We start from the raw sequence: 20,507 nt of genomic DNA on the forward strand, positions 1-20,507 counted from the left end.
ACGCTGGGCTCGTTCGTGCTCGGCCTGTCGACGCTGCCGTTCATCTACAACGTGTGGAAGTCGTACAAGGTCGGTCAGCTCGTCACGGTCGACGACCCGTGGGGCCACGGCAACTCGCTGGAATGGGCGACGTCGTCCCCGCCGCCGCTGCGCAACTTCGACAGGATGCCGAAGATCCGTTCCGAGCGCCCGGCCTTCGACGCGAAGTTCCCCGAACTGGCCGCTGCCGCGCAGTCCGCCGAAGGCCCGCCCGAGGGAGGCTCGCGACCGTTGACCGAGGAGTCGGACGGCGGCGCCCGCTACGACGACGGTTCGGGCCGCCGGCAGACAGCCGGCACCGACGACCGCGACTGACCAGCGGCCGCGGCCGTCGGGTGCCCCGAGCCACTGTCAGCGCCGGGTCCACTGCTGGTTGACCGCCGCCGTGCAGGTCCACAACAGGGTGAGGGTGCCGTTGGCGGTCTGGTTGTTGTTGACGTCCAGGCAGAGGTTCGACTGGTTGCCGCGGATCGTGCCGTCGGACTGGAACGTCCATTGCTGGTTCGTGCCGCCGTTGCAGTCCCAGATCTGCACCTTGGACCCGGCGGACGCGCCGATCGGAGCGTCCAGGCACTTGCCCAGCGCTTGCAGGGTCTGGCCGGACACGGTCCACCGCTGGTTGTTCGCGCCGTTGCAGTCCCAGATGACCGGCTGAGTTCCGTTGGTGGTGTTGCTGTTGGGCACGTCCAGGCACCGCCCGGATGAGGCGCTGACCAGACTGGCCGAGGTCGGCGTCTGGGGGTCGCCGGTGGTGCCGCCGCTGACGCGGTAGACCGCCGTGCCGTGTGCGGGCACGCTCGCGCTGATCGTGCCGCTGGTCGAAGTCGTGCCGCCGGTCCAAGCATCAACCAGGGAGTACGTCGATGCGCCCGTCTTGCCGATCGCGGCGGCCGTCGTCGAGATCGTACGACTGGCGTTGCTCTGGTTGAACAGGGCCACCGCCACGTCGCCGTCGGCCAGCCGCTTCGCCAGCACGCGCTGGTTCGCGTCCCCCGCGACCTGGACTCCCTGGCGGCCGAGGGCGTCCTGGTTGATGGCGATGAGCCGCGGATTCTTCAGGATCGTCTGGGTCGCCGCCGACATGGAACGAAGGTCGTTGCCGGCGATCAGCGGGGCGGTCATGACGGCCCACATCGCGAAGTGGGACCGCTGCTCGGTGTCGGTCAGGGTTCCCCGGCCGACCTCCATCATGTCCGGGTCGTTGAAGCCGCCCGGCTGGGCATATCCGGCCAGGGGCACGTTGACGTCGATGATGTTCTGGACGCCCATCGGGTAGCCGTTGGTCTGGTCGGTCTTCCAGACCAGTTGGATGTCCTCGGTGGTGCGCCAGATGTTCGCCACATCGCCCCAGTTGCGCTGCGGCCCGGTCTTGGAGTGGATGCTGTTGGAGTTGATGCTGTAGAGGATCGGCCGGCCGGTCGCGGCCAGGGCGTCGCGCATCTTCGCGAACGTGGCGACCTGTTCGCTGATGCTGCCGGCGGGGGAGCACCAGTCGTACTTGAGGTAGTCGACACCCCAGGCGGCGAACTGCCGGGCGTCCTGGACCTCGTGGCCCTGGCTGCCCGTCGCGCCCGGATACGAGTCGAAATACTGCGCGCAGGTCTGGTCGAGCGGGGCCTGATAGATCCCGAACTTGAGCCCCTTGCCGTGGATGTAGTCGCCGAGCGCCTTCATACCGCTGGGGAACCGGGTCGGATCGCCCTGCAGGTTGCCGCTGGAGTCGCGGGTGCTCTGCATCCAGCAGTCGTCGACCACCACGTACTGGTATCCGGCGTCACGCATCCCGGAGCTGACCATGCTGTCGGCCATCCCGCGGATCAACGACTCGTTGATGTTGCAGAAGAACGTGTTCCAGCTGTTCCATCCCATCGGCGGCGTACGGCCGACGCCGTTGTCCCAGGCCTGCGCGGGGGAGGCGGTGGCGACGATCGCGGCGCCCGGCAGCAGCAGGAGCGCGGCCGCGAGCATGGTCTTCAATCGGCGACTGTGCATCGGAGCTCCTTCAGCTCACCGGGGTCAGGCGCCAGTTGTTGTCGGCGCTGCCGTTGTCGGATTCCTGGACGACCTGGGTGCCCCACGTGCTCGAGGCGTTGAGGACGGCGAGGACCTTGTTGCTGTTGACATTGCGGATCCGGTACGAGCCGTCGCTGTTGGCGACCAGCGTCCAGCGGTGGTCGGCGGTGCCGTTGTCGGCCCACTGCAGGACGCGAGCGTTGTCGGCGGTCGACATGTTCTCGACGCCGAGGACCTTGCCGCTGTTGACGTTGCGGAACCTGAACGCGGAGCCGTCCGTGACCCGGACCCATCGGTGGTCGGCGGTGCCGGTATCGCCCCAGACCACGGCCAGGCCGCCGTCGGCGGTGGACATGTTCTGCACGCCCAGGACCAGGCCGGTGCCCACGTTGACCAGCTTGTACGTCGACCCGCCGGTGCTACCGGTGTTCCAGTAGACCGTGTAGTTGAAGCCCTGTGCGTCGTGGAACGGTCCGAGGTTGACCGTCGCGCCGTTCGCGGTCGCCGTGAACGCGAGGCCGGCGGTGCTGGTCCGGGTGATCGACGAGACGGTCAGCGACGGCAGTGCGGACAGGGTCGTCGTGCCGTAATTGCCGCTCAGCACCGAGGGACCGTACGTGATGGCCTGTATGGCGGTGTTGTCGTTGGCCGCCCTCATGATCACGCGCATCGGCAGCCGGACGGTGATGACGTCCCCGGCGGCCCAGGTGCGGGTGACGGTGGCGTAGCTGCCCGGGGTCGCGGTCACATTCTGGACGGTGCCGTTGACGCTGATCACCGCGTCGGCCGTCCAGGCGGGGATGCGCAGACGGATTCCCCACGAGCCGGACATCGTTCCCGACAGGGTCAGCGTCGTCGTGTCGCTGACCGGGAAGGTCGTGGACTGGGTGACGGTGATCCCGCGCTGGGTCCAGGTGAGCACCGACGGCACGTACAGGTTCACCGTCAGCGTGTTTCCGTTGTAGAAGTAGATCGAGTCCATCAGCTTGGTGTTGGTCTCGATGCCGGTGCCCTGGCAGCACCAGAAGCTGTTGTAGTCGGTCGACCACGTGCCGCCGCCCCAGGCCGGGCCGACGCCTCGCCGCCCGCCGGGGTTGAGTGGCGTGAAATAGGTGATGTGACCGTGACTGTCGGCCGGGTTCTGCGCGCCGACGAGGTGGTTGAGCAGCGCCCGTTCGTAGTAGTCGAAGTAGTCGGCCCGGCTGGGGTCGAGCAGCCACAGCTCGCGGGTCAGTTTCAGCATGTTGTACGTGTTGCAGTGCTCGCAGGTGTCGTTGCTGAGATAGCCGGCGATCGCGTTCGGCGGCCTGAAGTGCTCGGCCTGACTGTTGCCCCCGATGACGTACGAGTGACTGTTCGTCACCATGGTCCAGACGTTGGACGCGATGTCGCGATAGCGCGTCGTGCCGGTCGCCTTGTACTCACGCGCGGCGCCCACCCACTTCGGGAGGTTCGTGTTCGCGTGTTTTCCGTTCAACTGGTCCTGGTTGGCGGCCAGCGGGTCGAAGATCGCGGCGTGGTCGAACCGTTTCGCGGCGGTGAGCCAGCGAGCGTCGCCGGTCTGCTGGTAGAGATCGGTCAGTACGGCGTTCATGCCGCCGAACTCGGTGTTCAGGACCGTCTGCATCTGGTTGTAGCTCAGCCGCCCGGTACGCCAGTCGACCCAGCCGGCGAAGGCGAGCAAGACGTCGCGGGCCTGGGTGTTGCCGAGGTAGCGCCAGACGTCGAGCAACCCGGCCAGGGTCTTGTGAATGCAGTAGTACGAAACGGCGACGGGCGTGCCGGATTCGACGGCGGTGATATCGGACTCGGGGAAGCCCGACAGGTAACCGGCGGTGTACCCGGCGGCGCCGTTGTTCGCCTGACATTTGGCCAGTTCGGCGACCATGTAGTTCGCTTTGTCGCGGCAGGTGGTGTCGCCCAGCACCGCGTAGGCCTGCGCCCACGCGGTCAGGAAGTGGCCTTGAACGTGGCTGCGGAACGGGAAGTTCGGCGCGTCCCACCCGCCGTTGGCGGTGGCCCCGTTGGTCGGCAACCGGTGGTTGGCGCGGAACACGTACAGCAGCCGGTCGACGTCGACGAAACGCAGATAGTTCAGCGTACGGGTCTGGTTGTCCAGGAAGCGGCCGGTCGACAGCCGCACCTGGCCCAGGTCGAAGGGGTATGCCGACACGCCGATGTCGGGCCGGGCGGGCGCGATCACCGCCGCGCCGGCCGGGTTCGCCAGGATGGCGCCGCCGGTGGCGGAGGCCAGCGCGCCGACGCCGGCGGCCTGCAACAGGTGACGGCGGCTGAGGGGTGCGGGGGGCATGCGGACTCCTACTCATGGGGATGACGAGGAGCGGTGGGGGACGACTGTTGGTTAACGTTAACAATCGTGTTGGGAACGTTACGGCAAGACGTCGGGGCAATCAAGAAAAATCCACGCGGCTATCACTGCAGGAATTCCGTAACACTTTTTCAGGCCTGTCTTTTTAATAGGCGCTGACGAATGGGATTCGCGCGCTGGGCGGGGGTCGGTGACCTCGGAGCGGTTTAGGAACGGTCGTTCTTGACCGATCGTTCCCCAATCGTCTACGATGGTGATCGTGGGGCGACCAAGGGGATTCGACGAAGAGACGGTGACGGCTGCGGCCGCCGCGCTGTTCGCCACGCGTGCCTATGACGGGGTGGGTGTCGACGACCTGGTTCAGCATCTCGGGGTCCACCGCAACAGCCTCTACAAGACCTTCGGCAGCAAGCGCGGGCTCTATCTGGCCGCGTTGCACTGGCATGTCTCGCACGTGCTGCAGCCGCTGATCGATCAGCTCCGCAGCGGAAGAGATCCGGAACAATTCTTCGACCACGTGACCCGGAAGGGAAATCTCGACCTGCTACTTCTGGCCGCGGTCGAACGCGCCCCGGCGGACACCGAGGTCGCCGCAGTGGTGGCTCAGGCGTTGCAACTGCTGGAGCAGGCGATAGACGACGTGCCGATGCTCCCGTCTGGCCGCACCGGGAAGATCGCGTTGAGTGAACTGCTGGGTGAGCGGGTGCGCGTCCGCGCGCTGTCCGCGGGCTAGACCCGGCCGCATAGACACAACCCTCGGGCACCGAAGTGCCCGTGCTCAGCCATGCCCGCCGGCCTGCGCCGCGGGCGAGAGAAAGGAATACCTCATGGCTCACGTCAGGACAGAGAACGGAAATCTCGTCGTAGAGATCGAAGGCCTGGACAAGCTGTGGTCGCTCAAAAGCAGTTTGACGATTCCCCTGGTCAACGTGCGCGGCGCTACTGCCGACCCGGGCATGGTCAAAGAGCCCAAGGGCCTCCGTGCGCCCGGCACACACCTGCCCGGCGTGATCACGGCGGGCACCTTCCACCAGGACGGTGAGCGGGTCTTCTGGGACGTCCGCGACGGTGCCCGGGCGGTGGTCATCGAACTCGCCGACGAACGTTACGCCCGGCTGGTCATCGAGGTCGCCGACCCGGCCGCCACGGTCGCCCTCATCGAGGGAGCCATCACACGATGAACTGACGCGATCGCAGCACTCTTCCCGTCGCTGGAGGGAACCAACCGCCGATCCCCGACAGCACTCGCCGCGCTGGGCGCCCTGTTCTAACGTCTCTCGCGGCGCCACACCGCGGCGGAGTAGCGGGCCGGCGTCAGGGCGAACTCGGCCGGGGCGAACCCCGCCGGCAGTCCCGGCCGGCGCCAGGTCTCGGGCGGGTGACCGTGCGGCAGCCACTCGCGGCGCCAGATGCCCAGGGCGGTGTCCAGGTCGGCGATGGCCGGGTTGAGCTGGTCGTCGACGGGGGTGCGCAGGTGCTCGGCCCACAGCTTGACGCGCAGATCCCGTACGAGGGAACCGGTCGTCACGAAGGTCGACGTGATCTCGCTGTCGGTGCCGACCATCGAGCGGCTGAAGAAGTTGGCCGAGCCGATACTGGCGAAGACGTCGTCGACCAGCATCAGCTTGGTGTGGACGGTCAGGTTGTCGACCCGGTACATGACGACGTTGCGCTGGGCGGCGACCGGCAGCCGGGCCAGCACCCGCCAGCGCAGGTCGTGGGTGATCACCGGGTGGACGGTGCTGTCGCCACCGTCGGCCGGATCCTTGCGCCCCGACCCGATGAGGATGATTTTGACGCCGCGCCGGGCCGCCGACCGCAGCTGGCCGTAGAGCTGGAACCGTGGGTCGCCGCCCGGAGCCTCGTGGAAATACTGGTCCTCGAGGTAGATGTAGCGTTCCGCGGCGCCGATCGCGGTGGTCATCGCGTGGTAGATCTCCTGGATGCCGGCCCGCACGACGTTCGCCCGGCGCATGCGGCGCAGCCCGCGGTGGCGATAGAGCGACCACGGCCGGTACGACCGCACCACCTGGACGGCTGTCCCGTCCGCCGGATGCTCCGGCTGCGGCGGAACCTCGGGGAGCTCGCGGGGTGGTGCGATCGGGTTGAGCCACGTCAGCCCGCCGCTGGGCAGGTGGAAATACTCCGGCGGCAGGTTCTTGGCGATCGGGCGCGGCGGCAGGGCGGCCGTGTTCTGCCAGCGGAACCGGAACGTCTCCCAGACGCGTACGGCGGCCGGGCCGTGCAGCCGTGCGGCGGCGTCGTGCCAGCCCCACCGATGGGTGCCGAGCTTCAGGCGGCGGTGCGGCGAGTGGTCGAACCGGCTGGGGGCGAGGTCGAGCCCACCGACGTACGCGGTGAGGACGCCGTCGTGCCGGAACACCACGAGCTTCTGGTGGTTGGAGCCCAGCACGTGCCCGGACCAGTCGAGCAGCACCCGATTCTCGAGCGGCGGCGTCGCGACGTCGACGGTCGACGGCTTCCACGCCCGGATCACCCGCGCGGCGAGCGTGTTGGCCCGGAACGGCCCGATCGGCAGCCACGGCACACCGCCGGAGAACTCGGCCGCGCTGAGCACAATCCGTACGTCAGTGCCGCCCGCGGCCTTCTCGGCCAGCACGTCGGTGAACGGCCGGTAGCCGGACTCGCCGGCGGCGTGTCCCATGAGGTCGAGCTGCGGGTCGGCCTGGTAACTGGCGATGTATACAGCGTCGCCGGGCCCGAGGGCGGCCATGTGTTCGGCCAGCTCGGTGAAGTAGGTGACGCCGTCGACGATCGGCTCGAACAGCGAGTTCTCGGTGAACGTGGGGCACGCCTCGGTCGCCGGCGGCAGATAGCGACCGATCAGATCAGTCAACGACGATGCGTGCGGCATGGCGTGATTACACCGGAAACCGGCAGCCCAGTCACCTGCGGGGTCGAGAACTGGGGATCGCGACCAATCAGACGGTACGCCCCGCCGCGGCTGTCCGGTCGGCCGTCGTCGAATCCCTCGCCGTCCGGGGCGGGGTGCCCGGCCACCAGTTGCGGTCGCCGAGCAGCGTCATGGTCGCCGGCAGGAGCAGGCCGCGCACGACGGTGACGTCGAGGAGCAGGGCGACGGCCATGCCGACGCCGATCTCCTTGACGGGCACCAGCCCGCCGACGACGAAGCCGGCGAAGACGACCGTCATGCACGCGGCGGCAGCGGTCACGACCGGGCCGGACGCGGTGATGCCGCGCAGCACCGCGGCGTCGTTGTTCCCACTGCGGTCGTACTCCTCTTTGATGCGGGCCAGGAGGAAGACCTCGTAGTCCATGGACAGGCCGAAGATGAACACGAACAGCAGCAGGGGCGTCGTGAGGTCGACCGCGTCCCACGAGTCGAACCGCAGCACCGGCTCGCCCCAGCCCCACTGGAACACCGCGACGAGCACGCCGAGCGACGACAGCAGCGTCAGCGCGTTGAGCAACAGGGCCTTGAGCGGCACGACCACCGATCGGGTGAGCGCGACGAGCAGGACGAACATGGCCAGCGCGACCCAGCCGACGAGCAGCGGCAGCCGGTCCGCGACCGAATCCTGGTAGTCGGCGACCTCGGCGCCGTCCCCGCCGACCAGGACGGCGAACGGGGGTGGCTGATCGCGCAGGGCCCGCACGAGCGTCCGCGACTCGGGGCCGCCGGTGGTGCCGTGCGGGCGCAGGTCGATGATGCTCACCCCGGGCGGGCTCCCGGGTCTCATCGTGACGCCGGAGACCCCGTCGAAGTAGGTGAGCCGGTTGAGGTAGTCGAGCATCTCGGGGGCGTTCGGGTCGACGTCGGCCACCACCGTGACCGGTTCCGGTACGCCTTCACCGTAGATCTCCTGGTAGGCGTCGTACGCCGCCCGTTCGGGGACGGACGCGGGCAGGGCGCGTACGTCGGAGTTGGCGAAGTTCGCGTCCAGCAGCGGCAGGGCGAGCACGAGCAGCCCCAGCGTCGCCGCGATCGCCACCGGGACGGGGCGGCGTTGCGCGAACCGGGTGGTCCGGGCGGCCAGCCAGGGGCGCGGTTGCGCGGGCCGGATCCGCCCGCCCACGACGGCGAGCATCGCGGGGATCGCGGTGAGGGCCAGCGCGGTGGTGAGCAGCACGGCCAGCGTTCCACCCAGCGCCATCGAGGCGAACAGCGGCTCGGCGAAGGCAGCCAGCCCGGCCATGGCCGCCGCGACCGCGAGGCCGGAGATCACGACGGCTCGCCCCGCCCGGGACATGGCTGTGGTGATCGCGGCCGGTACGTCGTCGCCGGTGGCCCGCTGCTCGCGGAAGCGGGCGACGATGAGCAGCGAGTAGTCGACGGCCAGGCCGATGCCGAGCAGCGTGACGATGTTGAGCGAGTACTCGCCGACGATGGTGAACGTGCTGACCCCGTACAGCGCCAGCAGGGTGACGCCGACGCCGACGACGGCCACCAGCAGGGGGAGCGCGGCCGCGAGCAGGCTGCTGAGGAACAGGATGAGGGTGACGATCAGGAAGGCGAACGCGACCGACTCGCCCAGGGCCAGGTCGCGCGTGGCCTGGGTGCCGAAGGCGCGTTCGGCCAGACGGTCGCCGCCGACGAGGATCGACGGAGCTGCGATGCGGTGCAGACGCGTGACGATCGCGTCCTCGAGCGCCTCGTCGTCGAGGTTCTCGGCCAGCTGAACCGTGATCAGCACGCCGCGCCGGTCGGCGGTGGGGTCGCGCACCGGGGTGAAGGTCGAGCTGACCTCGACGACGCCCGGCATCGCCCGTACGTCTTCACCCGCGCCGGCGACCGAGTCGTTGAGTTCGGCCGAATAGTCCGTCATGCCCGTGATGACGGCGAAGATGGTCGGCCCGTCGGCGGTCACCTGCTCGATGCGGGCCTGGGCGCGGGCCGACTCCGCGCCGGCATCAAGATTGTCCACAGTGGCCAGCCGGTCGAACAGCGGCCCACTCGCGATCACCGCGACGGCGAAGACGCCGAGCCACCCGACGAGGATCCAGTATTTCCAGCGGACGGCGATCGGGCCCATCGGCAACTCCCCGGTCGGAGGAACGACTAGGTGCCCCGCCCGCCCGCGAACCGGCGTCCGTGACAGGCGTCCCGGTGTCCGGGTCACGACTCGGGCGGCCGGGGCCGGTCGGAACGGACGTTCGGCGGTCGTCCGTGCCGCCCCGCTTCCTAGCCGGTAGGCGGGACTGTAGACGCTTTCGTAAAGAGCGTCCAGATGTCTTGTTCACGTGTACGAAACTTTCGCGTGCCCTGGCGAAAGTTCGGAGGTTGACTACCGACCACAGTGGATGTTTACCTGTCCCTCACGCTGGACGACGAGAGGCTGCTCGCCGAGCGGTGATTATGCGGTCGGGCCGGTCAGGCGGTGCATGCCCATGATCTGCAGCAGGCGGGAGACGCCTTGCTGGGGGCGGGTGACGCGCAGCGCGATGCCTTGTTCGGCCGCCTCGCCGTAGGCCCTGTCCAGGGCGGCGATGCCTGAGGAGTCGCAAAAGCTGACCTGGCTGAGGTCGACCAGCACCCTGGTCGTGCCTTCGATCTTGATGGCCTGGGCGATCGCGGCCCGGAAGTCGTCGACCGTCGCGAGGTCGATCTCGCCGGTCACGGCCAGTTGGATCGTGCTTTCCGAGGTGCCGTAGGTGCGGACGATCACAGGGCCGCCCTCCTCGACGAACATGATGGTCAACGTCGTTGCGACATACCCCAGCGAGGGGCTGCCTATTCAGCGCGCGCTACGTCAGCCCACACCGATTTGCCCATCTCGTGGGGGTCTGTTCCCCAAGCCCGGGTCATCGCGCCCACGAGCAGCAGTCCGCGACCGCCGATGCGCCTCGGGTCGGGTCCCAGCGATCGGGGCATCTCCGGGCTGGTGTCGTGGACCTCGATTCGTACGACGTCGGCCAGCCGGCGAAGGACAAGTTCGCCGCCCTTGCCGGTGTGCTGAACGACGTTCTCGACCAGTTCGGTGATCACCAGCAGCGCGTCCTCGACCAGCGGCGGCTCCTGCCAGCGGCTGAGGGTCTCGCGGGCGTGCCGTCGCAGGACGGCGTAGTCGGTGCTCAGCTCGAAAGGCACCGACAGCAGATCCATGCCTGGGTCTCTACCCTTTCGGTGCCCGATGACGCCTCAGAACCCCATCTTCACCCGATGGGGCGCCGGCGCCCACCCCGCATGGCCTGTGAGCTTGGCACATAGATGACTTCAAATTTCCGACCGCGCCCCGTACTGTCCGCTGTGGACCACATCTGTGCTACGGGGCGTCGCGGCGGGCCACCGCCGGGTGAGGCACATCGGTGTCGCCGCGCGTCCGTTCTCATCGTCCACCACGCAGAGGCGTGGATCAGGCGCTGTCAACGGGGGAACCATGTTGTCGATCAGACGCGGGACGGTCATGTCCGTCCTCGCCGCCGCACTACTATCCGTAACCGCCGTCGCGCCGGCGCAGGCCGCACCACCGGCCCCGCAGCAGGCCGCACCGTCCGCACCGCCGCCGCCAGCCCCGGCCCCGACTGAAAAGCCCGCCGAGAAGCCCGCCCCGGTCGACCCGGCCCGCAGTTCCTCGGGCCTGGTGCCCCGGGCGCAGGCCGGCGCGGCCGAGGCCAAGGCCGGCCTGCGTCGCAGCACCCCGCCGATCGACCCCGACCACAAGGTCACCGCCGAGGAGTTCCGGGTCCGCGCCGAACGCTCGACCAGCAAGTCGTACGTCCCGGCGCCGCCGTCGTCGTCCGCCGGCCTGATCGCCCCGCAGGTCGCCCCTCCGGCCACACCGACGAAGGAGTTCGCCGACGAGTGCGCCGGCAGCTACGCGGCGTCGGCCGACGAGGTCGGCTACGTCAAGAACCGCTACGAGTGGTGCCGCAACATGATCGCCTTCCACAACATCATCGACACCCGGGGCAACCGCAGCGGCTACATGTGGATGGACCTCACGCTCATCGGCTACGGCCGCGACGACGGCACCCGCAACATGCGGTTCTTCGCGCGGCCCAACATCGTCCTGTTCGGCGGCTCCTACACGCCCACCACGCGGGTCAAGCTGAACGTCGTCTGCCTCAACAACCTGAGCTCCTGTTCCCAGGGTGACGGCGAGAGCCAGACGATGGCCGAGTGGTTCGCGCAGACGGTGACCGGCAACTGGCTCGACTTCACGCTCGCCTCCGACGGGGCCGGCGGGTCCGGGGCGGAACTCGTCCAGCGTAACTACTTCGGCGCCCAGATCACGTTCCTCGACGGCGTACCCTCGTACAACGGCCCGTACGGCTGGCGCTGCGACTCGGCCCGTTACTTCGCGAGTACGCGTACGGCCGCTTGTGTCTTCTTCGACGTGGTGCCGCACCTGCAGTATTGGCTCACCAACAACGACGGTACCCGCAGCCGGCACCACGCGGTGGCCGAGCACATCCGGCAGGCGCAGGATCAGCCGGACACGACCCACCCGCCCCGCCCGGACGGCCTGCCGAAGGTGATCCCGGGCAAGTACACCGGCGAGGTCGCCGAGGACACCGCGCTGGAACGCATCTCCAGCGACACTACGGCGTACACGGAGAATGTGAACGCCAAGGACCGGGCCTGCAACCGCATCCCGACCCCGGACGACATGGAACGTCCGCAGTGTGACGAGTATCCGTTCGCCACCACGTGGCAGGGCGCGGGCCGTGGACCGGGCGATTTCTCGGTGAAGTACGTGCCGGGCTCCGAGAACGAGAGCGCGGGCGCGTCGCTGCTGGCCTACTACAACAGCGACCGGATCCTGTGGCTGCCGGAGGACTTCTTCTACGTGCAGATCCTCGACAACCAGCCGGGCGACGGCCGGGCGGACGGGCGGCCGGTGGTCAGCGCGGGCCCGAACCAGTTCGGCGACGAGGGTGAGGCGGTCCGGCTGTACGGCACGGTCCGGGACGACTCGCCGCAGGTGGTCAACCGGTGGACGTGGGTGCCGCAGGAGGGCGTGGACGAGGGCGCCGAGTGCACGTTCAGCGACCCGCGGGCGCCCCAGCCCACGATCACGTGTGACGACGACGGCGTGTTCCGGGTGACCCTGACCGCGGACGACGGGGTCAACCCGCCGACCTCGGCCTCGGCCACCGTGACCCTGGCCAACGTGGCCCCGCTGGCCTACTTCGACAATCCGTCACCCTGGCAACTGTTCAAGGTCAACGACCAGGTGTCGGTGAACGTGCCGTTCTCCGACGTGACCAACGACCGGGTCAGCACCTGCCGCATCGACTACGACCAGAACGGGCAGACCGTCTACAGCTGGCAGACCACCACGCGCACCTGCGGCCACGCGCACGTGTTCAACAGCGCCGGCATGTACACCATCGAGATGCGGGTGACCGACGACGATGGCGGCACCGGCATCGCGACCGTCCTGGTCGTCGTCTACGACCCGAACGGCGGCACCGCCAACATCGACGGCTCGACCGGCACCCCACAGGGCGCGCTGACCGCCGACCCGAACGTCACCGGCGACACGTACGTGAACATGGCTGCCGCCTACTACACGACGAGCGGCCCACCGGCCGGCGTCACCAAGTCGTGGATCCAGAACCACGGCTTCCGGATGGAGTCGACCGGCCTGCAATGGTTGGTCGTCACCCGGGACAACAAGGTCGCGGTGCGGGGCGACGCCCGGCTCGCCGACGGCACGGTGGTGCAATACGTCCTCTACGGCTGGAAGAATCCGGACCGGATCCGGCTGGTCGTGTGGAACGGCACCGGGCCCGCGATCTACGACAACAGCCGCAGCGGCGAGTACGACATCGACCGCATCGATCCGAAGGTGATGAAGTCCGGCGCGGTGCAGATCCACCGCTGACGGGAGGGGCGCGGGTGGCATACCGGAACGGGACGGTCGAGGCCACCCTGCGCCCCGATCGCAACATGGTGCTGGTGATCGGCACCGGCTTCGACGAGCTCTTCCTGCCCGATTTCGCCGCGGGTCGTCTCTGTTACGGCGGCCCCGACGTGCTCTACCTGATGAGCGACGGCGGCCTGGGCCACGACATGCACGTGGTGCTCGAGGCCTGGGACGCCGAGCCTTCCCCGGCGCCGGGCGAGCTGACCGACTCGACGGTGGTCAGCCTGGCCCGGCCGGGCATCTACGTCTCGCGGCTCACCGAGTCGGCCGCGAGCCCGGTTCTCGACCTGCCGGAGCCGGGCGATTACGTGGCGCGGGTGTCGGTCACCGGTCGCCGAGCGTTGCCCGCGGTCCGTGCTGCCGCCTCCGGTGACCGGCGGCCGGTGGAACACGTTCTCGTCCAGCTCTGGCCCTCCACCCCATCAATTGATGTAAATTCATGACGCTGTAACGGCGACGGAGGGGGAGGCCGTGCGGGCTGCGGTGGTTTCTACGTTGGGCGGGCCGGAAGGCCTCGAGCTGGTCGAGCTGCCCGACCCCGTGCCCGCCCGCGGCCAGGTGCTGCTGCGGGTCCGGGCCGTGTGCGTGCACCCGGCCGACATCGCCGCCCGCGTCGGGCAGATCCCGGGCGGCCCGGTGCCGCCGCCTTTCCTGCCCGGCTGGGACGTCGCCGGCGAAGTCGTGGCGGTCGGCGACGACGTGACCGGCCTCGGCGTCGGTGAGCAGGTCGTCGGGATGATCCCGTGGTATCTCACCCGGGGATCCGTCGGCGGCTACGCCGAACTGGTGGCGGCCGAGGCCGACTGGCTGGTGCCGATCCCGGCGGGCCTCGACCCCGTTGTCGCCGCGACCGTGCCGCTCAACGCGCTCACCGCGCGGCGGGCGCTCGACCTGATGGACCTGCCGAAGCCCACCAGGCTGCTGGTGACCGGCGCGAGCGGCGGGGTGGGCGGCTTCGCGGCCCGTCTCGCTCTGCAGGCCGGGCACACCGTGCACGCGTCGGCCACGACCGACGACGAGGAATGGGTCTCCGGCCTGGGCGTCGACGTCGTCATTCCGCGATCGGCCGATCTGGCCGCGGCGGGCCCGGCCCCGGCCGTGCTGGACGCGGTGCCCGTGGGCGAGCCCGCGATCGCGGCGGTCGCCGACGGCGGCGTGCTGGTGAGCACCCGCCCGATCGCGCCCGTCGACCCCACCCGGCGCGTACGGCAGGACGTCGTACTGGTCAGGCTCGACCGGCCCGCGTTGAGTGAGCTGGTCGGCGCCGTGGCCGACGGCCGGCTGCTCACCCGGGTGGCCGCGACGTTCCCGCTGGCCGACGCGGCCGAGGCGCACCGCCGCTTCGAGGCCGGCCACCTGCGCGGCAAGCTCGTCCTGATCCCGTAGCTCCCGCGTATCCTTGATTTCGGATAGGTGCGCCGGTCGCCCTCCGCCCGGATCCGCACGATCAGGCCGGCCTGATCGAACGCGGGGGTGAGGTCGCAGACGCAGATCTCGCCGCCGGGGCCGACGCGATCATCGACATCAGCTGGAGGCGGACCGGGTCGCCGAGGGTCTTGAAGGCTGGAGCGAGCGTACGGGCCGTGGCCCTGTTGATCCTCTGCTCGGCCATCGGCGGGCAGCACGTGGTCTCGGGCGCTGCTGATTTTGACATGAGTCGAGGTTGACATGTGTCGAAACCACGTGAAACTCTCGGTTTCGATAAACGTTGAACTCGATGATGGTCGAATCTGATGGGGAAACGTGATGAATGACGGGGTCCGGCCGATGACGTCCGCCGACGCGCCGGCGGTTCTGGCCATCTATCAGGCCGGGCTCGACGGCGGGAACGCCAGCTTCGAACCCGCCGCACCCACGTGGCCGGCCTTCGACAGCAGCAGGCTTACCGCGCACCGGTTCGTCGCGGTCGACGAAAACGACACGGTGATCGGCTGGATCGCCGTCTCGCCGGTCTCGGCCCGCCCGGTCTACGCGGGCGTCGTCGAACACTCCGTCTACGTCGACGCCGCCGCCCGCGGCCGGGGCGCCGGCCGTGCCCTGCTCAGCGCGCTCATCGCCGCCACCGAGGCCGCCGGGATCTGGACGATCCAATCCGCGGTCTTCCCCGAGAACACCGCCAGCCTCGCTCTGCACCAGGCCTGCGGGTTCCGCACCGTGGGCGTCCGCGAGCGGATCGGCCGGCATCTCTCCCAGGGCAACCGATGGCGCGATGTCGTGTTCATCGAACGCCGCAGCCAACTCGTGAACTGATCGGAGTTCTCATGGCGACCTATCCCGTGGCCGTCATCGGTGCTGGACCGGTGGGTCTGGCCGCCGCCGCCCACCTCGTCGATGTGCTCGCCCATGGGTGATCGACGCCTCCGGCACCTGGGCGACCCCCAACGTGCTCGGCGCGTCCGGCATCCCCGCCCACGGCGAAACCACAGCCCAGGCGTACGTCGAGACCGCGCTGCCTGATGGCCACCGGCTACGAGCAGGCCCGCTCGGTGGTGGCCGCCCTCGCCGGCACACTCGCCGCCCCGGTCACCCTGGCCAAGGCCGGAGCACCCCTGGGCGCGGCCGTCGTCTACGTCACCAGCGGATACCCGCTCGTCCTGGCCGCCGTCGCCGCGCTGTGCCTGCTGGCCGCCGTGGGTATCCGCGCCCGCGCCGCGCAGCCCTGCGAAGCTGCCGCTCACGTGACGGCGTGACCTGCGGCGCTGTGACGCTGTGGCGCGTCGCCGTGAAGACGTCAGCGTAGTTCAGCGGCGAGCCGTCCTCCCCGGCCGCGCAACCACTCGGCGAGCGAGGTTGCCTCGCTCCGGAAGGCAGCGTCCAGCGGAGTCAGGCGTTCCCAGGCCGGGATCCAGTTGACGTCCGCGCCCTGAGCGAGGAGAAACTCCGCCGCCGGGCGCTGGCCGCCGTGGCAGGCGCCCCACAGCGCATTGTTGATCTCCGGAAGGGAGGGCGGAGAAGGCCGACCGGCGCCGGCGAAGTACCCCCGCAGCCTGTCGGCGAGCCCGAGCGTCGCCGCGTGCCACAACGTCGTCGCCGCCCCACGCTCGACCAGGCGGTGAGCCGCGTTCCACTGCGCGAACGCGGTCGCGTCATCGAGCGGCGTCCCGCTCCCGATCACCGCGCCGGGCGCGTCGATGTCGGCCCCGGCGTCGAGCAGGACGTCGAGCACGTCCACGTCATCGGTGCTGGCCGCCCAGTGCAGCGCCGTCTCGGTGTGCGGCCCGGCGAACCGGCCGTGCACCTCGGCACCGGCCGCGATCAGCGCCGTCACGACGGCCACCCCGTTCGGGTAGTGCCCGGGCCAGTCCGTCGCCACGTGCAACAGCGTCCGAGACGTACGGCCGTCGTCGACCCGGGCGGTGGCCAAGCCTGGCTCCTCGATCAGCATCCGCCGTAGCGCCGGAAGATCACCGCCGCGAACGGCCGCCGTGACCGGGTGATCGTTCTTGATGACGAGCATGTCAGGCCCTTGTTCTCGGGAGTTCGAGTTTCAGGCGTTCGATCGTCCGCGCGACCGGCCACAGGCACAGCATGCCGCTTCCCGCCCCCGCGATCTCGCCCGCCGCCGGCCCGAGATGGTCGAGAGCCTGCCCGGCGCGACGCCGGTCGTCGAGAGCGAGCGCGGCGTCGCCGAGCAGCGACCACATTGCCTCAGCGAGGTTGTCGTGCACAGGATCGGGCGCGGCGTCCAGGGCCTTCAGGGCGTCGGCTCGCCGGCCCAGGGCGACCAGGAGCTGAGGTCGTACCCAGGGGAAATAGGGACCCCAGGCCGCGCGCGGCAGCACCGGCAGATCGGCGTTCCTGGTCAGCCGGGCCCCGAGCAGCGCGAGAGCCAGGGCGCCGTTCTCGACCCCGGGCATGCCCGCGCCGTGCAAGCTCTCGGCGGCGTGGCGATAACCGGCTTCGACACCGGTCAGGTCGTGGCCCTCCGCGTCGTGACGCATCGCGCGGAACCAGGTCGTGAACACGGTGATCGCCGGCCGTCCATGGCGGGCCGCCAGGGCGTCGAGCGACTCCGCGTGACCGGCGGCGTCCTCGAACCGGCCCAGGGCGCTGCGAGCGTGCATGCGCACGAGCTCACCCATGACGAGGAAGTTCGTCAGGCCGAACCGCGTGGACAGGTCGATCAGCTCACGGCCGATCGAATCTCGCTCGGCGGCCAGCCCGGTCCGCTCGAAACACTGCATGTAGGAGCCGCTCAACGCCAGCGCCAGAACCCGCGGATCACCAAGATCACGAGCCAGCCGTACGGCGTCTCGCGCTGACACGACAGCATCCGGATCGTCCGTACCGCGTGACTCGAGCGCGACCGTAGCCAGCAGCCGGGCCCGCGGGCTCACCGCCGCCGACGGAAGGCGCAGCAGGACACGCCGGGCGGCGGCGACGACCCGGGCGGCCTGTTCGGGATCGTCGGAGCGGGGCCAGATGCCGGGGACGTCGAAGCTGCCGATGATGGTCGCGGCGAGTTCGGCGTCGTCGAGCCGCTCGGCCGCGTCGACCGTGGCCAGGCGCTGCTGCCGGGACGCGGCCAGACCCGTGCCGCCCATCACCGCGAGATCACCGAGCACGGCCACCGTGGACTGCAGCACAAGGGGCGACCCGGACGGCGCCACCTGCTGATAGGTGGCCGCGGTGGCCGCCCAGAGCCCGGTCGCGGCGTCATCGGCGTGCGTCAGGATGTCGCGTTCCAGCGCGCCGAGCCGAGGACCGGGGTCGAGACCCAGTTCCGTGCCAAGCCGCTCGCGGGCGCGGCGGATCACCTCGAGCGCCTCCACCTGACGTTCGCTGCGGTAGAGAGCGGTCGCCAGCAGACGCCACCCCTTCTCACGCCACGGGTGCGCGGTCACATGGGCGTCCAACCCCGGAATGACCTCCTCGGCGCGACCGGTGGCCAGCTCTGCCTCGGCGAGGTCTTCGAGCACGGTGAGGCGCAGCTCGTCGAGCCGTCGTCGTTCGGCCTCGATCCAGGGGGCGTCGATCAGATCCGCGTACGCCGGCCCGCGCCACCTCGCCAGGGCGTCGCGCAACTTGCCGGGGTCCTGGGCGCCGACCGCCGCCTCGAACTCCCACGCGTCGACCGAGTCGGCCGGCCCGAGCCGCAACGCGTACCCGCCGCCTTCCGTGACGAGCATGCGGGACGGCGTACGCGGGGGACGCGCCGGCTCGAGCCCCCGGCGCAGCGCCCCGACGAACGTCTGCACAGCGCCGGCCGCCCGTTCGGGAGGGCTGACCCACAGATCGTCGACGATCGCCGTCATCGGCACGACCCGGCCCCGGGCGATCAGCAGCCGGGCCAGCACCGCCCGGTGCCGAGGGCCGCGAAGGTCGAGGCCGCGGCCCTGGTCGTCGGAGGCCACCACCGGGCCGAGGACCCCGAAGGAGACCCCCATCTGCCCACCCCCGTGCTGATCGATTGCTGATTGGCCTTGGTCAGAGTTCCATCGTCCCCGCACGAACTGAACAAGGGCTGAAACCACATGTTTGACTTTTCCAACCACCGCCTCCCCGTGGCCGACGGCGTCGAGCTCGCCGTCTCGATCGGTGGCTCCGGTACGCCCGTGGTCCTGCTGCACGGCTTCCCGCAGACCCGCCTCATGTGGCGGCACGTCGCCCCCGAGCTGGCCCGCGACCACACGGTGATCTGCCCCGACCTGCGCGGCTATGGCGACAGCGACAAGCCGTCCGGCGACTATTCCAAGCGGGTCATGGCCGCCGACATCGTGGCCCTCGTCGCGGCGCTTGGCTTCGACCGGTTCGCCGTGGCCGGGCACGACCGCGGCGCGCACGTCGCGATCCGCGCCGGTCTCGATCACCCGGCCAAGGTGACGCACGTGGCGTCCCTCGACGTCCTGCCCATGCTCGACTCCTGGGACATCCTGCACGGACTCAACGCGTCCGTCGCCTTCCACCTCTACCTCATGGCCCAGCCGGCGCCCCTGCCCGAACGCATGATCGCGGGCGCCCCGGACGACTTCTTCGGCCACTTCCTCGACGCCTGGACCAACGACCCGAATGCGATCCCGGCCGACGTCCGTGCCCAATACCTCAAGGCATCCCGTACGGCGATCCCGTCGATCGTGGCCGACTACCGGGCCTCGGCCGGCATCGACCTCGACCACGACCGCGCCGACCGCGACGCCGGTCGCCGGCTGACCATGCCGGTCACCGTCATCCAGCAGGACTGGGGCACGGCTCTGGGCTTCGACGCGGCCGCCCTCTGGAAGCCGTGGGCCGCCGATCTGGAACACCGCACCGTCAACGCCGGCCACTTCATGGCCGAGGAGGACCCCGCCCTCATTACGAGCGAACTACGCCGGCTCCTGTCCCGGGGTGGCCGCTGAGGAAATCCGCTCTACCGTGCAACCCCAAGGACCGGTCATCCCCTCTAGGTCTCGACGAGAGGAGTACGGCCGGTGGATGCTGAGTCGGAAGAGGGGTTCCGGGAGTTCGCCCGGGCACGGTTCCCGTCCCTCCGGGCGCTCGCCTGTGTGACCTGCGGAGACTGGCAGGCCGCGGAGCACGCGGTGTCCGGAGCCCTGTCACGGCTCTACCTCAAATGGGACAGGGTCACAGCCCCGGAGGCGTACGCCCGGAAGGCCGTCGTTCGCGCGGCGATCGGCGAGAAGCTCCGGCCGTGGCGTCGCGAACACGCCGTGGGCGAGGCGTTCCCCGACGTCGCGATCCCGGACGTTCCGGCCGCGGCAACCTCCTCGGCTCCGGTCGTCAAGGACTACCAGCAGCCGAAAGGGCTCGGCTTCACCGCCGGCGGGGGCCGGGCCGGCGCGTGCAGATCGGTCCGGCCGGCACCGCGACGCACGGCTACCAGCAGATCCCGGTGTATCGCGACGGCAAGACCATCGAGGCGGACGGCATTGCCTACCCCTACCCGGACGGCTGGATCACCCTTTATCGGCCAGGGGCGTACGACATCGCCTCGGGCCGTGAGCCGATCAGCCGCGCGCAGACCCTGGCACTTCGCCGAGTTCGAGAGGTTCGGCAAGAAGCTGTCGATGGACGACGTCCGCCGCATTCTGCGGGGGCTGACCTTCACCGCGGTCGAGGACCGGAACACCTGGAAAACGCTCTAGTGTCATCGGCCGATCACGGTTCGTCGATCTTGGACACTTTCGGGGGCTGGATTTGGCGTACGGGGGTTCGCCTAGTAATGTTTTCCGAGCCGCCAGGGAGACGGGCGAGCGAGCGGGACTCTTCGGAGGCCCGGCGCGGCCGTCCTGGAGGAATCCACGAAAGTTCAGCAGGATGTATCGCTGCGT

Annotated in this window: 17 protein-coding genes and 2 pseudogenes; 10 read left to right on the forward strand and 9 right to left on the reverse strand. The window is 69.6% G+C overall.

Annotation, left to right across the window (positions count from 1 at the left end):
- Positions 1–354 (forward strand): annotated as a pseudogene (locus EER30_RS45780) (aa3-type cytochrome oxidase subunit I); the annotation flags it as partial.
- Between the two features lie 36 nt (positions 355–390).
- Here EER30_RS45780 and EER30_RS45785 read toward each other — a convergent pair.
- On the reverse strand, positions 391–2,031 hold the full coding sequence (locus tag EER30_RS45785) for a glycoside hydrolase family 27 protein (protein WP_127509355.1): 1,641 nt from the start codon (positions 2,029–2,031) through the stop codon (positions 391–393).
- A 10-nt stretch (positions 2,032–2,041) separates the two neighbouring features.
- Complete coding sequence (locus EER30_RS45790) at positions 2,042–4,363, reverse strand: beta-L-arabinofuranosidase domain-containing protein (RefSeq protein ID WP_127509357.1); 2,322 nt, start codon at positions 4,361–4,363, stop codon at positions 2,042–2,044.
- Between the two features lie 277 nt (positions 4,364–4,640).
- Here EER30_RS45790 and EER30_RS45795 point away from each other — a divergent pair, with 277 nt between their 5' ends.
- Positions 4,641–5,114, forward strand: coding sequence for a TetR/AcrR family transcriptional regulator (locus EER30_RS45795; RefSeq protein ID WP_205650719.1), 474 nt, complete (start codon positions 4,641–4,643; stop codon positions 5,112–5,114).
- 94 nt (positions 5,115–5,208) lie between these two features.
- On the forward strand, positions 5,209–5,562 hold the full coding sequence (locus EER30_RS45800; protein WP_127509359.1) for a hypothetical protein: 354 nt from the start codon (positions 5,209–5,211) through the stop codon (positions 5,560–5,562).
- 86 nt (positions 5,563–5,648) lie between these two features.
- Here the strand turns inward: EER30_RS45800 and EER30_RS45805 are convergent, their stop codons facing one another.
- The 4 genes from EER30_RS45805 to EER30_RS45820 all read right to left on the reverse strand — a co-directional run bounded on the left by EER30_RS45805 (position 5,649) and on the right by EER30_RS45820 (position 10,466).
- Entirely contained in the window at positions 5,649–7,256 is a 1,608-nt protein-coding gene (locus tag EER30_RS45805) for a phospholipase D-like domain-containing protein (RefSeq protein WP_127509362.1), read from the reverse strand.
- A 67-nt stretch (positions 7,257–7,323) separates the two neighbouring features.
- Positions 7,324–9,396, reverse strand: a complete 2,073-nt coding sequence (locus tag EER30_RS45810) for an MMPL family transporter (protein ID WP_127509365.1) — start codon at positions 9,394–9,396, stop codon at positions 7,324–7,326.
- A gap of 321 nt (positions 9,397–9,717) precedes the next feature.
- Entirely contained in the window at positions 9,718–10,053 is a 336-nt protein-coding gene (locus EER30_RS45815; RefSeq protein ID WP_127509368.1) for an STAS domain-containing protein, read from the reverse strand.
- Between the two features lie 41 nt (positions 10,054–10,094).
- Entirely contained in the window at positions 10,095–10,466 is a 372-nt protein-coding gene (locus EER30_RS45820) for an ATP-binding protein (RefSeq protein ID WP_127509371.1), read from the reverse strand.
- 274 nt (positions 10,467–10,740) lie between these two features.
- Between EER30_RS45820 and EER30_RS45830 the strand changes: the two genes are divergently transcribed.
- The 3 genes from EER30_RS45830 to EER30_RS45840 are packed head-to-tail and all read left to right on the forward strand — an operon-like array spanning position 10,741 to position 14,622.
- Complete coding sequence (locus EER30_RS45830) at positions 10,741–13,194, forward strand: NucA/NucB deoxyribonuclease domain-containing protein (protein WP_164842777.1); 2,454 nt, start codon at positions 10,741–10,743, stop codon at positions 13,192–13,194.
- A gap of 14 nt (positions 13,195–13,208) precedes the next feature.
- Positions 13,209–13,679 (forward strand): hypothetical protein, encoded by a 471-nt coding sequence (locus EER30_RS45835; RefSeq protein ID WP_127509380.1) that lies wholly within the window; start codon positions 13,209–13,211, stop codon positions 13,677–13,679.
- A gap of 52 nt (positions 13,680–13,731) precedes the next feature.
- Positions 13,732–14,622: an NADP-dependent oxidoreductase gene (locus EER30_RS45840; protein ID WP_240670746.1), complete on the forward strand. Its 891-nt coding sequence runs from the start codon at positions 13,732–13,734 to the stop codon at positions 14,620–14,622.
- Between the two features lie 65 nt (positions 14,623–14,687).
- Here the strand turns inward: EER30_RS45840 and EER30_RS45845 are convergent.
- Positions 14,688–14,890, reverse strand: a pseudogene (locus EER30_RS45845) (transcriptional regulator); the annotation flags it as partial.
- Between the two features lie 92 nt (positions 14,891–14,982).
- Between EER30_RS45845 and EER30_RS45850 the strand changes: the two are divergent.
- A complete protein-coding gene (locus EER30_RS45850; RefSeq protein WP_127509385.1) occupies positions 14,983–15,486 on the forward strand; it encodes a GNAT family N-acetyltransferase in 504 nt (167 codons plus the stop codon).
- 206 nt (positions 15,487–15,692) lie between these two features.
- Positions 15,693–15,926, forward strand: a complete 234-nt coding sequence (locus tag EER30_RS45855) for a hypothetical protein (protein ID WP_127509388.1) — start codon at positions 15,693–15,695, stop codon at positions 15,924–15,926.
- 41 nt (positions 15,927–15,967) lie between these two features.
- Here EER30_RS45855 and EER30_RS45860 read toward each other — a convergent pair whose 3' ends face one another.
- On the reverse strand, positions 15,968–16,693 hold the full coding sequence (locus EER30_RS45860; protein ID WP_127509391.1) for an ankyrin repeat domain-containing protein: 726 nt from the start codon (positions 16,691–16,693) through the stop codon (positions 15,968–15,970).
- Between the two features lies 1 nt (position 16,694).
- The gene (locus EER30_RS45865) at positions 16,695–18,623 is read right to left on the reverse strand and encodes an AfsR/SARP family transcriptional regulator (RefSeq protein ID WP_127509394.1); all 1,929 of its coding nucleotides are present in this window, start codon (positions 18,621–18,623) and stop codon (positions 16,695–16,697) included.
- Positions 18,624–18,710: 87 nt separating this feature from the next.
- Here EER30_RS45865 and EER30_RS45870 point away from each other — a divergent pair, with 87 nt between their 5' ends.
- Together EER30_RS45870 and EER30_RS47795 are read left to right on the forward strand one after the other, a co-directional pair.
- On the forward strand, positions 18,711–19,574 hold the full coding sequence (locus EER30_RS45870; RefSeq protein WP_127509397.1) for an alpha/beta fold hydrolase: 864 nt from the start codon (positions 18,711–18,713) through the stop codon (positions 19,572–19,574).
- Between the two features lie 600 nt (positions 19,575–20,174).
- Complete coding sequence (locus EER30_RS47795; protein WP_164842778.1) at positions 20,175–20,321, forward strand: hypothetical protein; 147 nt, start codon at positions 20,175–20,177, stop codon at positions 20,319–20,321.
- Positions 20,322–20,507 lie beyond the last annotated feature (186 nt).

It is taken from the genome of Actinoplanes solisilvae (assembly GCF_003999975.1).
Classification (GTDB): Bacteria; Actinomycetota; Actinomycetes; order Mycobacteriales; family Micromonosporaceae; genus Actinoplanes; species Actinoplanes solisilvae.

Excerpts from the sequence above, each read along its gene's own strand:
- EER30_RS45830 (WP_164842777.1), top strand. The coding sequence starts at position 10,741 with ATGTTGTCGATCAGACGCGGGACGGTCATGTCCGTCCTCGCCGCCGCA.
- EER30_RS45860 (WP_127509391.1), bottom strand. The coding sequence starts at position 16,693 with ATGCTCGTCATCAAGAACGATCACCCGGTCACGGCGGCCGTTCGCGGC.
- EER30_RS45855 (WP_127509388.1), top strand. The coding sequence starts at position 15,693 with ATGGCCACCGGCTACGAGCAGGCCCGCTCGGTGGTGGCCGCCCTCGCC.
- EER30_RS45815 (WP_127509368.1), bottom strand. The coding sequence starts at position 10,053 with ATGTTCGTCGAGGAGGGCGGCCCTGTGATCGTCCGCACCTACGGCACC.
- EER30_RS45790 (WP_127509357.1), bottom strand. The coding sequence starts at position 4,363 with ATGCCCCCCGCACCCCTCAGCCGCCGTCACCTGTTGCAGGCCGCCGGC.
- EER30_RS45865 (WP_127509394.1), bottom strand. The coding sequence starts at position 18,623 with ATGGGGGTCTCCTTCGGGGTCCTCGGCCCGGTGGTGGCCTCCGACGAC.
- EER30_RS45810 (WP_127509365.1), bottom strand. The coding sequence starts at position 9,396 with ATGGGCCCGATCGCCGTCCGCTGGAAATACTGGATCCTCGTCGGGTGG.
- EER30_RS45870 (WP_127509397.1), top strand. The coding sequence starts at position 18,711 with ATGTTTGACTTTTCCAACCACCGCCTCCCCGTGGCCGACGGCGTCGAG.
- EER30_RS45850 (WP_127509385.1), top strand. The coding sequence starts at position 14,983 with ATGAATGACGGGGTCCGGCCGATGACGTCCGCCGACGCGCCGGCGGTT.
- EER30_RS45785 (WP_127509355.1), bottom strand. The coding sequence starts at position 2,031 with ATGCACAGTCGCCGATTGAAGACCATGCTCGCGGCCGCGCTCCTGCTG.
- EER30_RS45800 (WP_127509359.1), top strand. The coding sequence starts at position 5,209 with ATGGCTCACGTCAGGACAGAGAACGGAAATCTCGTCGTAGAGATCGAA.
- EER30_RS45805 (WP_127509362.1), bottom strand. The coding sequence starts at position 7,256 with ATGCCGCACGCATCGTCGTTGACTGATCTGATCGGTCGCTATCTGCCG.
- EER30_RS45820 (WP_127509371.1), bottom strand. The coding sequence starts at position 10,466 with ATGGATCTGCTGTCGGTGCCTTTCGAGCTGAGCACCGACTACGCCGTC.